15 protein-coding genes and 1 pseudogene are annotated in these 15,669 nt (G+C 64.0%); 12 read left to right on the forward strand and 4 right to left on the reverse strand.

The window, feature by feature from the left end; translation table 11 throughout:
- Positions 1-111 precede the first annotated feature (111 nt).
- From AC3G2C_RS13295 to AC3G2C_RS13305, 3 genes are all read left to right on the forward strand, one after another.
- Positions 112-492, forward strand: coding sequence for a DUF2946 family protein (locus AC3G2C_RS13295; RefSeq protein ID WP_488385094.1), 381 nt, complete (start codon positions 112-114; stop codon positions 490-492).
- A gap of 144 nt (positions 493-636) precedes the next feature.
- Positions 637-1,725 carry a transporter gene (locus AC3G2C_RS13300; RefSeq protein WP_488385095.1) on the forward strand — a complete coding sequence of 363 codons (1,089 nt, stop codon included), beginning with the start codon at positions 637-639 and terminating at the stop codon, positions 1,723-1,725.
- A gap of 54 nt (positions 1,726-1,779) precedes the next feature.
- On the forward strand, positions 1,780-2,313 hold the full coding sequence (locus AC3G2C_RS13305) for a TlpA family protein disulfide reductase (protein WP_488385096.1): 534 nt from the start codon (positions 1,780-1,782) through the stop codon (positions 2,311-2,313).
- Positions 2,314-2,348: 35 nt separating this feature from the next.
- Here AC3G2C_RS13305 and AC3G2C_RS13310 read toward each other — a convergent pair.
- Positions 2,349-2,498 (reverse strand): annotated as a pseudogene (locus AC3G2C_RS13310) (helix-turn-helix domain-containing protein); the annotation flags it as partial.
- A 134-nt stretch (positions 2,499-2,632) separates the two neighbouring features.
- On the opposite strand from AC3G2C_RS13310, the gene AC3G2C_RS13315 reads away from it, so the two are divergent.
- From AC3G2C_RS13315 to AC3G2C_RS13325, 3 genes are all read left to right on the forward strand, one after another.
- On the forward strand, positions 2,633-3,040 hold the full coding sequence (locus tag AC3G2C_RS13315; RefSeq protein WP_488385097.1) for a (R)-mandelonitrile lyase: 408 nt from the start codon (positions 2,633-2,635) through the stop codon (positions 3,038-3,040).
- 113 nt (positions 3,041-3,153) lie between these two features.
- Positions 3,154-4,908 (forward strand): GGDEF domain-containing protein, encoded by a 1,755-nt coding sequence (locus AC3G2C_RS13320; protein ID WP_488385098.1) that lies wholly within the window; start codon positions 3,154-3,156, stop codon positions 4,906-4,908.
- Positions 4,909-5,035: 127 nt separating this feature from the next.
- Positions 5,036-5,806, forward strand: a complete 771-nt coding sequence (locus AC3G2C_RS13325; protein WP_488385099.1) for a bestrophin-like domain — start codon at positions 5,036-5,038, stop codon at positions 5,804-5,806.
- Between the two features lie 138 nt (positions 5,807-5,944).
- Here the strand turns inward: AC3G2C_RS13325 and AC3G2C_RS13330 are convergent, their stop codons facing one another.
- Both AC3G2C_RS13330 and AC3G2C_RS13335 read right to left on the reverse strand, forming a co-directional pair.
- Positions 5,945-7,420 carry a M20/M25/M40 family metallo-hydrolase gene (locus tag AC3G2C_RS13330; RefSeq protein WP_488385100.1) on the reverse strand — a complete coding sequence of 492 codons (1,476 nt, stop codon included), beginning with the start codon at positions 7,418-7,420 and terminating at the stop codon, positions 5,945-5,947.
- A gap of 160 nt (positions 7,421-7,580) precedes the next feature.
- Positions 7,581-8,006, reverse strand: a complete 426-nt coding sequence (locus AC3G2C_RS13335; RefSeq protein WP_488385101.1) for a DUF6326 family protein — start codon at positions 8,004-8,006, stop codon at positions 7,581-7,583.
- A 204-nt stretch (positions 8,007-8,210) separates the two neighbouring features.
- Between AC3G2C_RS13335 and pxpB the strand changes: the two genes are divergently transcribed.
- Genes pxpB through pcp form a run of 6 tightly spaced genes read left to right on the forward strand, consistent with a single transcriptional unit; the run spans position 8,211 to position 13,017 of the window.
- On the forward strand, positions 8,211-8,933 hold the full coding sequence (gene pxpB / locus AC3G2C_RS13340) for a 5-oxoprolinase subunit PxpB (protein ID WP_488385102.1): 723 nt from the start codon (positions 8,211-8,213) through the stop codon (positions 8,931-8,933).
- On the forward strand, positions 8,930-9,907 hold the full coding sequence (locus AC3G2C_RS13345; RefSeq protein ID WP_488385103.1) for a 5-oxoprolinase subunit C family protein: 978 nt from the start codon (positions 8,930-8,932) through the stop codon (positions 9,905-9,907). Before pxpB ends, AC3G2C_RS13345 begins: the two co-directional genes overlap by 4 nt.
- On the forward strand, positions 9,904-10,680 hold the full coding sequence (locus tag AC3G2C_RS13350) for a LamB/YcsF family protein (protein ID WP_488385104.1): 777 nt from the start codon (positions 9,904-9,906) through the stop codon (positions 10,678-10,680). The genes AC3G2C_RS13345 and AC3G2C_RS13350 overlap by 4 nt, the downstream gene beginning before the upstream one ends.
- Entirely contained in the window at positions 10,677-11,369 is a 693-nt protein-coding gene (locus AC3G2C_RS13355) for a DUF969 domain-containing protein (RefSeq protein ID WP_488385105.1), read from the forward strand. The genes AC3G2C_RS13350 and AC3G2C_RS13355 overlap by 4 nt, the downstream gene beginning before the upstream one ends.
- A gap of 2 nt (positions 11,370-11,371) precedes the next feature.
- Positions 11,372-12,340: a 5-oxoproline transporter, DUF979 family subunit gene (locus tag AC3G2C_RS13360; protein ID WP_488385106.1), complete on the forward strand. Its 969-nt coding sequence runs from the start codon at positions 11,372-11,374 to the stop codon at positions 12,338-12,340.
- A gap of 23 nt (positions 12,341-12,363) precedes the next feature.
- On the forward strand, positions 12,364-13,017 hold the full coding sequence (pcp, locus tag AC3G2C_RS13365) for a pyroglutamyl-peptidase I (protein WP_488385107.1): 654 nt from the start codon (positions 12,364-12,366) through the stop codon (positions 13,015-13,017).
- Positions 13,018-13,067: 50 nt separating this feature from the next.
- On the opposite strand, the gene AC3G2C_RS13370 is transcribed toward pcp, so the two are convergent.
- The gene (locus tag AC3G2C_RS13370) at positions 13,068-15,398 is read right to left on the reverse strand and encodes an alpha-amylase family glycosyl hydrolase (RefSeq protein ID WP_488385108.1); all 2,331 of its coding nucleotides are present in this window, start codon (positions 15,396-15,398) and stop codon (positions 13,068-13,070) included.
- Between the last annotated feature and the right edge of the window lie 271 nt (positions 15,399-15,669).

The following is a 15,669-nucleotide window of genomic DNA, read 5'->3' on the forward strand; positions in this document are numbered from 1 at the left end:
CGGGTCGGGCCGCATGTTCTTGCGAACCGACTGCGGCGTCACGTACCGTGAGGCCGCGAGAGGTGCGTGCTAAATTTACAGCCTTCATTCGCCGCTTCGGTCGATTGCGTGTTGCGACACAGGCCCCATCACCAACGATACGCTGCCTGGCTGGCTTGGCTGGCCATCGCGCTGATCGTGGTGGCGCCTGCCATTTCACGCGTGATGCCGATGCCGGCATCGATGCACGCCATGATGGCCATGGGCGGCGACTGCCCCCACGCCATGGCGATGGTTGAGCACGGCGGTCATCCGGATCAGCCACCTGACGCCACCGACCGCTGCGGCTACTGCGTACTGCTGGATCAGCAGTCACTGCTGCAGTCGGCCGGCGTACCCATGCAGTTGCCATGGCTGCCGACAGCGCCGATCGCGCCGCTGGTGCGGCCGCCCGCGATGGCGAGCACGCCCCTGCTCAGCGCAACCCCGCGCGGACCACCTTCGCTCGTTTAACACGCGCGATCCATCCACGCGCACCCACTGCCCCGGTCATCCGCCGCCTCCATCCGCACGCATCCGCTGGTGGGGAGCTCGCGTGCATGTGCCCCTTTTCCTGCGCGCCCGTTTGGGCTCGCCCTCGTCACAAGCGACGACGTCATGCCTTTGCAAACCTTTACGACCGCACGCCAACGCCGACGGTATACCGCAACAGCCACCGCTATCCTGCTGACCCTCGTTGCCACGCCCCAGGCCGCCCAGGCATGCGCTACCTGCGGCTGCACGCTCAGTACCGATGCGGCCACCGGCTACTCCACCGCCAGTGGCTGGCGCATCAACCTCGACTACACATTCATCGACCAGAACCAACTACGCCATGGCACCAGCAAGGCATCGCCGGCCCAAGTCGTAAACCAACCCTCCGACCCGTCACTGGGTGGTGGCGAAATCGAGAAACAAACCGTCAACCGCTATATCAACCTGGCGGCCACGTATCGCTTCAACGCCGACTGGGGCCTGAGCTTTGTCGTGCCCTACGTGATTCGCGACCACGACACCTACGGCACGCAACTGGCTCCCTACACGTCTGCCGCCACCGCGGCGGACCAGGTGAGCAATGCACACGTAGCTGGGCTGGGCGACGTAAAGTTAATCGGCAGCTATCAGGGGTTTCTGCCGCAGCACAACCTGGGCATCCAGTTCGGCGTCAAACTGCCCACCGGTCATTACGGCGGGCAAACGGACGATGGCGACTTTGTCGGCCACCCCACCACGTTCCATTCCGGCCCGGGACTCGGGCAATCACTGGACAGCAGCCTGCAAGCCGGCACCGGCAGTACCGACCTGATCGTCGGCGCGTACTATTACCAACCCGTCAGCCAGAATTTCGACATGTTTGCCAACGGGCAATTCCAGGCAGCCATCAACGAACGCATGGATCGGCCCGGCGCCAACTTCCGCCCCGGTAACCAAGCTTCGGCCAGCCTGGGCCTTCGTTACGAGGCGCACGCCAACTGGGTGCCGCAATTGCAGCTCAACCTGATCCATCGCAGCGCCGACCAGGGCGCGTTCGCCGATACGCCGGACACCGCCGGCACCGTGGTTTATCTCAGCCCAGGTATCAGCGCCAGCTTCAGCAGCAACGTACAGATGTACGCCTTCGTGCAGGTGCCGGTGTATAGCCATCTCGATGGTTATCAACTGTTTCCACACTGGACCGGCACCGTCGGCATCAGCATGAAGTTGTAACCCCCGCCCCGCGCCGCACGCGCATGCGGCGCGGGACTCCCAAGAGAGGCCTACATGTTTCGCCTTCACTCACTGCATCGCTACGCGCTCGCCATGGCCTTGCTGGCGTTACCCATAGCCCATGCCTTTGCCAACGAACTGCGGCTTGGCCAACCTGCGCCGCCTATCGCCCTGGACACGCTGGATGGCCAGCACATTACGCTGGAACAACTGCGCGGCAAGGTCGTGATCCTGACGTTCTGGGCGACCTGGTGTGCACCCTGCCAGGAAGAACTTCCCCTGCTTTCCCGCTACGAGCAGGCACACCGCGAGCAAGGCGTCGCGGTGCTTTCCTTCAGCCTGGATACGCCCGACACCCTTCCCGAGGTCCGTCGTGTCGCCAGTGATTTGAGCTTTCCCGTGGGATTGCTCGGCAACCCTCACCTGCCCGGTTACGGACGCATCTGGCGCCTGCCCGTCACCTTCGTCATCGACCGCGAAGGTCGACTCGTGCATGACGGTTGGCACGACAAGCAACCGGAATTCACGCGTGATCGTCTGGAAGAGGTGGTGACGCCATTGCTGCGATCAGCATCCCCTCAGCGATAGCGCAAGGCCTCCCGCAGCAACGAGAACGCAGGCGAAAGACGCAAGCCGAGTCTTTCCTCCAGACCCCGCATGCCATGACTGAGCACCGATGGGGACACACCTAGTTGCGCTGCCGCGAGAGTAAAACTGCGCTCGCGCGCCACCACCAAAAAAGCGAGCAATTCGTTGTAGTTCTCACGCGCCATGGGCCGCCCCATTTGATGAATTTTATTCAATGAAGCATTCACGTCGCGACATCTAATCCAGGCCTACCATCCAGGCCACACTGGCGGTATGCGCTGCTGACAGCGCAACACCCCTCCGGCGAAAGGACAACAACATGCAAATTTCCCGCAACGGCTCGCAGCCCTCCATCAAGGGACCCGCGGAATTCTTTACCGGCAACGTGCGCATCGACATGGGCTTCCAGCGTTCCGGCACCTCCCGCGTGGGCGGCGCCATCGTCACTTTCGAGCCCGGCGCTCGCAGCGCGTGGCATACGCATCCGCTGGGGCAAACCCTCATCGTCACCGCCGGCAAGGGCTGGACCCAATGCGAAGGCGGGCCGATCGTGGAGATCAACGCAGGCGACATCCTGTGGTGCCCACCAGGGCACAAGCACTGGCACGGCGCCACACCGACCACGGCCATGACGCATATCGCCATCCAGGAAGCACTGGACGGCAAGGCGGTGGAGTGGCTCGAAAAAGTCACCGACGAGGAATACCTGGCCGGCTCGTCAGCATGACGTCAGCGCCGCCAGGCGCCATCGGTGATGCAGTTCTGTTACAGGCCTTTCCCCGTTGAAGGCTACGGCGGCTAAGCCATAATGCGGGGCAACTGGCCACCTACGGACACCCCATGCCGCGAACCTTGCCGGACGTTTCGGTAGAAGCTCGGTTCCGCTCCATCATTGCGGCTGTCTACGTATCGATTCTGGCGCTCGTGGTATGGATCTTCCTCCATCAATGGCAGGCCTATAGCGCCGCCGTTTCGGCCCTGAGCAACTTCGACACGTATCGCTCCGCGCTGGATACGGTCACTCAGCTGTCCGCCGAACGTGGCCCTACGGGCGCCGTGCTGGGTGAAGAGCTTCCGCTGCCGCCCCATCGCGAGACCGCACTCACCCAGGCCCGCCACGTGACGGACGCGAGCCTGCAACAGCTGCAAGCGCAGCTTGAATCGTCGCACTGCGACCGATGCACCGACGAGCTGCACGCACTCGGCGTCGTCCGCGCCCAGTTGGATGGCGCTCGCCGAGAGGTGGATGCCCTGGCCGCCATGCCCCGCGTCGAGCGTGGCGACGAACGCATCGACGCTGCCATCCAGCGCGCGGGGAGCATGATCCCCAGCCTTCAATCCATTGCCGTCACCAGCGTGATCGGTGCGCTGGAAGGCAACCCCAAGGTGGTCACCTATCTCTATACCGCGGCCTTTGCCACCATGCTGCGCGAGCGCGCCGGCCTGGCTGCCACTTATTTCACTCCCGCGCTCACCGCTCACCGGCCGCTGAACCACACGGAGACGCTCGCGATCGAGCGCGCGCTGGGCAATGTGGATCAGCTCCAGACGCTGGTGCACGCCTCAGTGTTGCGCTTGCGCAGCCTTTCCAATAATGCACCCAGCGACGCGCAGACCAACTATTTCGACGACGGCGTTCGTCTGATCAACGACATGCTCGGCAAGGCCAAACAGCAAGGCGACCCGGGCGTCACCGTTGGCGAGTTCATCGACCGCATGCTGCCGCCCATGCAAGCGGTGACCAGCCTGCGGGACCAGTCGCTACACCTTGCCGAACAAGGGCTGCAGAGCAATCTGGTGCAACGGCGGGCAGCGCTGATCGGCACGATCTTGATTGGCTCGATACTCACGCTGGTGGTTTTGGCGATGGTCCGCCAGTTTCACCGCCGCGTCATTCGCCCCTTCGTCGAGGCGCGAGCTTTCGTCGCCGCCATCGCTGCAGGCGATTTTGCCCACGAACCGCCGCGACGCGACTACCAAGGCGAGATCAAGGAGTTATTCGCCGCACTGTTCGTGTTGAGGCAGAGCAAGGAGGAACGACTCAAGCTGGAGAAGGAACGCGACCACTTGATCGCCGAACTCCAGACCATGGCCAATACCGACCCGCTTACCGGCCTGAACAATCGTCGCTCGTTCGAGGCCAAGGCCTCCGCGTTGCTGGCCGAGCGCCGAAATCCACCCGCTACGGTGGCGCTGATTGCCTTTGACATCGACCGGTTCAAACGCATCAACGATACCTACGGCCATGAAACGGGCGACCGTGCGCTGCAACGCCTGGCGGAACTGTGCCGGGAAACCTGGCGCGGGGGCGACGTGGTCGGTCGCATCGGCGGCGAGGAATTCGCCACGCTCACGGTGGTTGCCAGCCCGGACGAAGCGGCGGTGTCCGCCGAACGCTTACGGGTACGCCTGCACCAGGAACACATTACGGCCATTGACGGACAGGTGTTCTCCATGACCGTGAGCTTTGGGGTGAGCTACGCACCGCACGCGGGCCAGCCCGAACTCGAAGCACTGTTGCGCCACGCCGACACCCTGCTCTACCAGGCCAAGGAAGGTGGCCGCGATCGCGTGGAAAGCGCGCCGCTTGCCTGAGCCGTAGACGCACCGGCTTGACGGTGCATTCACCTCGCCCGTCTCAGCGTAGCCACCAAGGCGGCCCATGCCGCCTTGCCATGCGTAGGCAGCCCTGGCGAGTTGGCGGCTGCCCAGGGGGAATACCGTGTCGCTTTTCGATTATCCGGTAGCGCTGTTCTTTTGCTGCATAGCCGCGCTGTTACTCGTGCACGAGCTTGGCTATCGCGCGCGCGCTTTCACCAAAGAGCACAAAACAGAGTCGTGGGAGCGCCTGATCCGCGACACCCGCAACCAGATCGGTCTACTGCTTAGCCTGCTACTTGGCTTTGCCATGTCGATGGCCCTGTCGATGTACACCCAACGCGGCCAACTGATCGTGGACGAGGCCAATGCCATTCAACTGGCTTATCTCCGCGCGGGCTTGCAGACCGGGGATGTCCGCACGTCCGCACCACCCGTGCTGCGCGAGTACGTGAACGCCCGAATTGCCGTGCTTGAGCGGCAGCATGCCAACACCGCACGCGACCAGGCCGTTCTGCACACCAAGACACTGCAACGCACCCTTTGGAAGCAAGCCAGCGCCGAAGCCGCCACCACCCCATCGCCCGTGCTCACCAGCTACACCGACGCACTAGGTCAGATCGTTGCCAAAGAAGCCGAGCAAGCCTCCGCCAACGACGACCGCGTGCCCACGGATATCTGGATGCTGTTGTCCGTGCTCGCCATCATGGTGACCGGACTCGTGGGTTACGGGCAGGAGCGCCGCATGGCGTTGGTGACCTTCATACCCGTGCTGATGATCGCCACGGCCTTTAGCCTGTTGTCCGATCTCAGCTCTCCGGTGTCGGGTTTCATCAATGTCGGCGAGGACAGCCTGCGCGCCGTGAGTGCCGCCCTCGCCGCCGACGCACCCTAGGGATGTTCCGATGTTGCTCGCCAACCCGGCGACCGCTCGAACGACGAGCAGGAAACCGTTGAATCCGGCCTTCCCTGGGCATCCATGGCAACGCTCAAACCCCAGGGCACCCACCGCCATTCATCCGTGCATCGCTGACTATTCAGCGGAGTTACGCATGAACTGCGCCATGAATTGCACGCAGTCGAGGTAGTCGGAAACGGGAATGCCTTCGTCGACACCATGAATGCGGCGTACGCGCCCAGGCGTCATGCGATAGGGAAGAAAACGCAGTTGCTCGTCGGAGATGGGAACGTAGTGGCGCGCATCCGTGCTCGACACCACAAGCGACGGGAGCACCGGCATGCCAGGAAAGAGCTGGTCGATGGTACGCATGAGCAAGCGCTGGCCATAACCTTGCACGGGGGATACCGGAGTAGGCTCGTCCACCTCAGGCGCCAACGATATCTCCACCCTTGGGTTGGTGATCGCGCTGCGCACGTGCGCCATCACGTCCGCCACCGTGTCGCCCGGCAGCACGCGATAGTTCACCGTAGCCGAAGCCCGCGCAGCGAGTACATTGTCCGTCACGCCACCGTGGAAGTTCGTGGCGACGGCGGTTGTACGCACATAAGCGTTACCCATGGGCGTCTTGATCATCCTGTTGATCAGCATCGGCTCCAGGAGCCAGCGATTGCGGTTGATCATTCGCGTGGAGAACGGCAGCAACGGAGTGGCCAAATCCAGCGACGAGGAGGTAAGCGGCGTAAGGCGCGCCCGCATCTGATTGGCCTCGAGCGTAACGATGGCGCGGCTCAGAATGCCGATGGCCGACTCGCCGTCCGGCTGCGAGGAATGCCCACCGGGCGACTCAACGGCGAGGTGCACGCTCGCATAGCCTTTCTCTGCCATGCCTACCAGGGCCACCTCGCGCTTTACCGTGGGCAGCAGCCCGTGGGAAATCTCGCCGCCTTCGCCGAGTACCAACCATGCATGCACGCCACGCTCTCGAAGCGCGCCTGCAAGCACGCGTGCGCCCTGCTTGCCGCCCACCTCTTCATCGGACCCAAACGCGAAGTACAAGGTACGGCGAGGTACGAAGCCCTTCTGCAACAAATGCTCCGTCGCCTCCATGATGGCCATCAGGCCGGCCTTGTTGTCCAACGCGCCTCGCCCCCAGACCGTGCCGTCCGCGACCTCGCCCGACCACGGGTCGCGGGTCCAGCGCGCGAGGTCGGCCGGATCGACGGGGGCCGTATCCTGGTGTGCCAGCAGGATGATCGGCGCGAGCGTCTCATCACTGCCCTTCCAGGTGTACAACAAGGCGCCATGCCCCATCTCCTCCCTGACCAGCGAGCGGTGTACGCGTGGAAACTGATCCGCCAGGTACTGGTGGAGCGCGTGAAGCTCGTCAATCGAAGGCGGGAGCCCTCTCATCGATACGGTAGGTAGCCGCACCGCTCCCGCGAAGCGCTGCACGACGGCCGTTTCTTCCAGCGGAAGCGGCACAAAATTTCCGGAATCCTGAACAATCGGCGGCGGCGGCGTATCCCACGTCCTCGCCAGCAACACCGCGGCCATGACGAATAGGCCCAGCGCTAGCCAGACCCTTACCCGTAACGCATGCCGCTTCATACAACGACCTTCCCACCTGTGCGAACTATTCGACAAGTCTCCGCATCACCGGCCTCCGCCGACAATCAACAGAGCACTTGCCTGAATGTGGGCGCACCCAGTACCGCCACGCGGGCCTTTAGCGACACGGCTTAGACGCCGGGACTACAGACCAGGCCCCTCAGGGCAGGCCCGACCTGGGCCAGCGCACCGCGTACCACACAGTCAACAGGGAGAGCGCTATCTCGATAGCGCCAAGCAGCCGATAGAACTGCCAGGCGCCCGGCATGGACATCGCCATGATCGCGGTGTAAGCCAGGCCGAGCACGATATTGGCCACGCGATTGATCCGAGGCGGCAACACCAGGCACAGGAACACCATCAAGCTCGGCACGGCCATGAGGATGGACGTGCCCACCAAAACGCCTTGCGTGGTCGGGCCCAGTGGCCCCATCTGCCCGGCGAGCATGTCCTTCAGGGTGCCAGGCCGATACAAACCGAAATAGTCACCGTAGATGTAGCAAAACATCAGGCTGGCCCACAGCGCCGAAAGCTTGAACTTGATCGGCACCGGCGTGTCCTCCAGAGGCCCTTTGGTCGCACGCATGCACTACTCCCTCCCTGGCTTGTCCGAACAGCGGCGAGCACAACCCCTTGTTGTACGCGAACGCCGTGGCCAGGCGATCTTCGCATGCCTGCTGGCGGTAAACGACGGGGCCGGTGCATGATGGGGCGGCACGCCCCCACGAATTGTCTTCATGCACGCCACCTCCCCTGCCTTGGCGCATGGCACGCCAACGAGACTTTCGGCATGACGTCGATGCCGCCACTGCCCCGCGTGGAGCCCTTGGCCGAAGACGCCGTGCTGCTGCGCTTTGGCGACCACATCGACGCCGCCTTGAACGATCAAGTGCACGCGGCGGCAGCCGTGGTGAAACGCCATCTTGTTGGCGTGGAAGTGGTTCCCGCCTACGCCAGCCTGCTGCTGCGGCTGGATCTGGCCATGTGGCCGGGCACGCATGAGGCCAGACCTTGGCAGCGGGCCGCCGAGGCCGCGCTCACCGCGCTGCGGGCCACCACACAGCGACAAACCGTGGCTCGGGAAGTGGAACTGCCCGTGCTCTACGGTGGCGAGGCCGGGCCGGATCTCGCCCATGTTGCCGCCCATGCCGGCCTCGACGAGGCGGAAGTGATCGCGCTTCATAGCCAGGCCTGCTACCGCGTGGCGATGCTGGGCTTCGCGCCCGGCTTTCCTTACTTGCTGGGCCTGCCTTCCGGCCTCGCCATGCCTCGACGCGCCGATCCACGACTCAGCGTGCCGGCCGGCAGTGTCGCTATCGGCGGACAACAGACCGGCGTGTATCCCCAAGCCCTGCCGGGTGGCTGGCATCTTATTGGCCGCACGCCACTGGCCTTATTCGACGTGCACGCACAGGAACCTTCACTGCTTCGCGCCGGCGATCGTGTGCGCTTTCGACCCATTGATGCCGAAACGTTTGCGCGCCTGGCGGCCTCGCGGGGAGCGCGCCCATGAGCATCACCGTGCTCAAGCCCGGCCTGCTGACCAGCCTGCAGGATGGCGGGCGGCCCGGTTACGCCGCGCTCGGCGTGGGCCGCGCGGGGGCCATCGACCTGCCTGCATGGCAACTCGCCAACGCGCTCGTCGGCAACACGCATGACGAAGCCGCGCTGGAGTTCACGCTGATCGGCCCGACGCTGCGTTTCGAACGAGCGGCTGTCATTGCCCTTGCCGGCGCTCCCGTCGACGCACGCGCGGACGGACAACGCCTGCCCACCTGGACACAATGTCTGCTGCCCGCCGGAACCGTGTTGCAGGTGGGCGGCATGCCCCAGGGCTGCCGTGGTTATCTCGCGGTGCGCGGCGGGTTCGAGGTTGAAGTGGTCATGGGCAGTCGCAGTACCGATCTGCACGCCCACATCGGGCCCAACGACGGTCGAGCGCTGCGGGCGGGCGACATGCTGCGCGTTGGCGAGCACCCCAGCGGCGTGCCCTCGACAACGACAATCCGCCACCTACCCTGGGGGCTGGACCCACGCCCATGGTTCGACTTTCAGGAATCGCCCATCGCCCTGATGCGAGGCCATCATTTTGATGCTCTGGAACCGGTATCCCAGCACGCCCTTTTGCAATCGCACCTGGTGGTGAGCACGGATAGCAACCGCACTGCCAGCCGACTCGACGGCATCCGCCTGGCGCTGCGCGCGCCGATGGAGCTGATTTCCGAAGCCACCTTGCCCGGCACCGTGCAGTTGCCGCCTTCGGGCCAACCCATCGTGCTTCAGGTGGAGGCGCCGGTTACCGGCGGCTATCCGCGCATCGGCCAGGTGGCCGCCGTGGATCTTCCCCGGCTCGCCCAGCGCGCGCCGGGGCATGCCGTATGCTTCGTCGAAACCTCGCTGGACGCCGCCTTCGATCGCCTGATGCAACACCGGCAACGCCTGCAACGCTTGCTCCACGCCCTTGCGCAACGACTGGAACACGCATGACCGCTACCAAGACCATCGATATCAACAGCGACCTGGGCGAATCGTTCGGTGCCTGGCGTATGGGTGACGACGAGGCCCTGCTCGCCGTGGTGAGTTCGGCCAATATCGCCTGCGGGTTTCATGCCGGTGACCCGGACATCATGCGCCGCACTGTAACGCTTGCCGTCGCTCACGGTGTCGCGATTGGCGCACACGTATCGCTGCCGGATCTACAAGGTTTCGGCCGCCGCGAATTCGCCGTCACCGCGAACGAAGCCTATGCGATGACGCTGTACCAGGTCGGTGCCCTGCACGCCTTCGCACAGGCCGCCGGCGCGCGACTGCGCCACGTAAAGCCGCACGGCGCGCTCTACAACATGGCTGCGCGCGATCGCGCACTGGCCGATGCCATCGCCGCCGCGATGCGCGATTTCGACCCCGCGCTGCGCCTGTTCGGCCTCGCCAACTCGCAGTTGATCGAGGCCGGGCGTGCCGCCGGCCTGCCGGTGGCTTCGGAAGCGTTCGCCGATCGCGGCTATCGCGCCGACGGCTCCCTGCAACCTCGCCGCGAACCCGGTGCGGTCATCACCGAGAACGATCTTGCCATCGCGCAGGCGATGGCCATGGCGCGCGAAGGCAAGGTACGCGCCGTGGATGGCAGCGTGGTCGAACTGGTCGCCGACACCTTGTGCGTGCATGGCGACGGCGCACACGCGGTGGCCTTTGCACGAAATCTTCGCGCCGCGCTGGAAGCGGCTGACATCGGCATTGCCGCGCCGGGAGCCGACGCATGAACTACTGGCCATTGCTCGGTGTGGCGGTGATCGTGGTCGGCTTTGCGCTGCGCTTCAACGCCGTGCCCGTCGTGGTAGGCGCAGCTTTGGTAAGTGGCCTGCTGGCCGGGTTCACCGTACCCGACCTGCTCACTCTCCTCGGCAAGAGCTTTGTCTCCAGCCGTATGCTGTTGCTGTTCGTGCTGACCCTGCCGGCCATCGGCCTGCTGGAACATGTGGGCCTGCGCGAGCACGCGCAGCAATGGATGTCGCGACTACGCGGCTTCACGCTGGCGCGCCTGCTGATTGGCTATCTGTTCGTGCGCGAGGCACTGGCGACCGTGGGCCTTTACGGCGTGGCTGGGCACGCTCAGACCGTGCGCCCCTTGCTCGCCCCCATGAGTGAGGCGGCCGCCGAGAAGATGCTGCCCGCCCTCACCGCACAGGATCGCGACGAATTGCGCGCCATGGCTGCCGCCACCGACAACATCGGGCGATTTTTCGGCGAAGACGTATTCCTCGCCATGGGCGCGGTGCTATTGATCCAGAACTTCTATGCGCAACACGGCATCGAGTTGACGCCGCTTTCCATCGCACTGTGGGCCGCACCCACGGCGGTGGCTGCCTTCATCATCCATTCCACTCGCATCTGGCTCTACCAGCGCCGCCTGCTGCGCCGCGCAGCTACACGCGTGGCGGAGGGCCGCTGAGCATGCTGCGTATCGAATATGGTTACTGGTTGATCGCGGCGTTTCTGCTCTACACCGCATGGAGCAACCTGCGAGTGCGCCACTACGAGCGTGGCGCCTTCTGGCTACTGTTGGGGCTATTGTTTGCCAGCGGCGACTACGTGCTTGCCCAACAGAAGATGGGGCACGTGTTACCCGCACAACTCGCGGGCGTGGGCGTGATCATGCTGGCCCTGCTGGCGCCGCGCCTGCGTCGCTTGCCTCACGCGGAAAGCGCCAATGCCCAGCAACGCGTGGCGTCCGCCACGCGCCTGGGCCATCGCCTGTTTGTTCCGGCCTTGCTGATTCCCCTGATCACGCTGGTTATCGCGTTGGCGGGCGAACACCTCGCGATCGCCGGGCGCCCGCTGTTCGTTGGCACGCAAATCACCTTGATGGGTCTGGTACTGGCTTGCGTGCTGGCTTGGCTCGTCGCCGCGCGCATCACGCGCCAGACGCCGCACGAAGGCTTGGCCCAGGGTAGCCGTCTACTGGATGCCATTGGCTGGGCCGCCTTGCTGCCTCTGCTCCTCGCCGCGCTGGGCGAAGTGTTCACGCAGAGCGGTGTCGGCGCGGCGGTGGCGGCGCTCGCCAATGCGGTGCTGCCCAGCGGCAGCGCCTTCGCGGGCCTGCTGGTATTCGCGCTGGGCATGGTGCTGTTCACCGTGATCATGGGCAATGCCTTTGCGGCCTTCCCGGTGATGATGGCCGGTATCGGCCTGCCGCTGCTGGTGCAGCAGTACGGCGCTCACCCCACCATTCTGGGTGCCATGGGCATGCTGTGCGGCTACTGTGGCACCTTGCTCACGCCCATGGCCGCCGATTACAACCTGGTTCCCGCCGCGCTGCTGGAACTGCGCAACCCTTACGGTGTTATCCGCGCCCAACTGTGGAGTGCCGTGGGTATCTTCATTGCCACGTTCACCATGATGTGGCTATTGCTGTTTCGTTGACCGTCTCCGCCGGGTCGTACCGCATGCGCAAGCAACACCACATCCTGCTCACCGGCTTCACGCCGTTTGGCAACGAGATCGTCAACCCTTCATGGGAGGCCGTGCGTACCCTCGATGGGCAGCGCATCGGTGACCATGTCATCGCAGCTCGTGTATTGCCGACCGCTTTCGACGATGCGCGTACCGAACTGGCTCGACTCGAAAGGGAACTGGCTCCCGACATCCTGCTCGGAGTGGGCCAGGCCGGTGGACGCAGCAAGTTGTCGATCGAACGCGTGGCCATCAACGTGCAGGATGCACGCATTCCTGACAATGCCGGCGCACAGCCCATCGACGAACCCGTGCTGAGTGGTGGCCCGGCGGCTTACTTCAGCACGCTGCCCATCAAGGCCATGCTGGCCGCCGTGCAGGCCGAAGGTGTCCCCGTTGAGATTTCCAACACGGCGGGCACCTATGTATGCAATCACGTGGCCTATCTCATGCTGCACCACGCCGCAAAGCGCGTGGGCGCACGCGCCGGTTTTGTCCACATACCTTACCTGCCGGCACAGGCCGCCGCGTTGCCGCAAGCGCCGAGCATGGCCCGTGACGATGTGATCCGTGGACTGCTCGCCGCACTGAGAGTTGCCGTGTCCCGTACCGACGACGACAGACTCGGCGCCGGCACGCTGGACTGAATGCCTTCGGAAAGACGATGCCCCGGCGAACGCCGGGGCATCGTGGTTTCTCACTTGGAAATCAGCAACAGCAACGACTGGCCGCACTGCCCGTAGGTCGTGCCCGCCCCGCCGATCAGGGTTTCGTTGCCTGGCGTGACGAACGTATTGGCGCCATCGTTCCAGTTGCAGGTATCAGTGACGCGATACCAGTTGGTGCCCGAGGGCGGCGCCGGCAGCGTAAAGGTGACACTGCCCGACCAACCGTTATATGCCACGTAGATCGAGTTGGCATCGCCCAGGCTGGGCCCGTTGATGGTGTAGGCAATGGCGTAGTTGCTGGTGTTGTTCCAGTAACTGCTGTTGGCCACCGCGCCGCTGGGCTGGTACCACACCAGCTGGCTGCCGCTGTACCAGCTTGCCGGGCGCAACGCCGGATGCGCCTTGCGGAACGCAATAAGGCGCTGCGCAAAAGTGTAGAAGTTGGACTGGTCGGTGCTCCAGCTGTAGTTGAGCCAGTTGCCGCTGGAATCGAGGTTGTAGGCGTTGTTGTTGCACTGAAGCGTGCGCAGGAACTCATCGCCGCCCTGCATCAGCGGCGTACCCGCCGATAGCATCTCGAAGGCCATGCCCGTGCGTGCCGCGCGGCGCTGGTCAAAGGCCGTACCGGTACCGGCCGACATGCCCTGATCCCAACTGTAGTTGGTGCTGGTGCCGCCATCGGATGGCCCCCACGGCCACGCCTGGTTGTTGCTGGAGCCGTTGCAGGAATAGACGTCCTTGAGCGTCATGCCGTCGTGCACATCGATGAAGTTCACCGAGTTCCAGGGCGAACGGCCATTGGCCTGGAACAGGTTGGACGAGCCGCTGAAGTCGTTCGCGTCCTGGGTGATGTAGATGGTCATGTTCCCCAGTTCGTTCTGGGCTTGGCGCATGCTGTCGCGGAACAAGCCATTCCACTCCGACCAGCCCACCGGAAAACCACCAAGCTGATAGGAGTTGCCGCCGATGGCCCATGGTTCGGCGAACAGATCGAGCCCACTGCCACCCGCGGCCGGACGCACCGTGAACTCGCGCAGGATGCGGTTGATCGCCACGTTGGCGTCCGACGCGTTGAAATTGAAACCACCCGAGGGGCAATTGGGTGCCGCCGAAGTGTATGCGCCGTTGAGGCAGCTGTTGCCGAGCACCGAGGCCAGGTCAAAGCGGAACCCGTCCACGCCCATCGTATTGGTCCAATAGGCCAGCGAATCGACAATCAGGTTCTGCGCGACGGGGTTGTACGTGTTGAAGTTCGCGCCCGTGCCAGTGTTGTCGTAGAAGTACTGGTTGCCGGAGGTGAGCTCGTAATAGGTGGCGTTGTCCAGGCCACGCCAGGAGTAAATGGTGGCCGTGGTCGGGTCGTTGCTGGTCCAGGTGCCACCTTCGGCCGTGTGGTTGTACACCACGTCCATGTATACCTTGATGCCGGCGTTGTGGAACGCCTGCACCATCGCCTGGAACTCGGCGGTGGGGCCACCCGGCGCCTTGTTGTACGCGTAGCGGCGATCCGGCGAGAAGTAGTTCTCCGTCATGTAGCCCCAGTAGTTCTGGTTGGCATCGGAGTTGGGCACCACGTCGTTCGCATCGTTCTGCGTTTCCTGCACCGGCAGGAACTCCACGGCCGTCACGCCCAGGCTCGCCAGGTACGACGCCTTGAGCCCAGCGCCGTAATAGGTGCCGCGGTATTGCGCGGGAATGCTCGTGTCCTGTTCCGTAAAGCCGCGCACGTGCACTTCATAGATCACGTCGTCTTTCTGCGCACGCGTGGGCTTGGTACCCGTGCTTTGGGAGCTGGGCAGCAACACGATGCCCTTGGGCGCATACGTGCCACTGTCGATGGTTCGATAGCTCGCGCCTGAGGCGAACACGTTGCCGTTCTGGTTGGAAGGGTTGAGCGGGTCCTGACTCACTTCCTGCGCATAGGGGTCAAGCAGCAGTTTGTTTGGGTTGAAGCGATTGCCGTTGGCGTCCACGTCCGACACGAAACCGGACTGCGAGCCCTTGCCCCAACTGGCGTTGTACGGCCAGTTCGGGCCCCACGCGCGATAGCCGTAGTACACCGAGCCGGTGATACCCGCGGCCTTGATCGCCGACACAGGCACGGTCACCGCCCATACGCCACTACCCGCCGGGCTCAACACATAGGTGGCCGATTCCTGAGCACCGTAACCACTCGCGTAGAGGTAAAGCACCATGCGTGTGGCCTGCGACGAGTACACGCGAAAGGTGATGTTGGCCTGTTGGGCGTCATAGCTCGCACCCAGGCTCATACTGTTGATAGCGGCGTGCGTGGGCGTGAGCGGTGCCATGGCAAGGCCTGCACAGGCCAGCAGCACCGCAAGAATCTTCGGGCACTTCATCGGGGTCAGCCTCCATCCTGCTTCGTGAACGATCAGGTCGAACAGCATTGACGCCAACAAGCGCTTCCCTGCCGCCACTGGCGGGACCAACGTGAACTGCGGAGACGTTATCTGCGCCACGCGCGCATGCTTCCCCATGCGCCGCGACATCGAGACCGACAGTGCGGCGCATGGTAGGAAGCATCGCAATGCAGCAACCAGCGGCTGCATACGTATTCATTGATACGACGTGCTTGCGCGTGAGGTGATGGAGCACAGCGTCACAACTCGC

It is taken from the genome of Frateuria sp. sgz306004 (assembly GCF_057750885.1).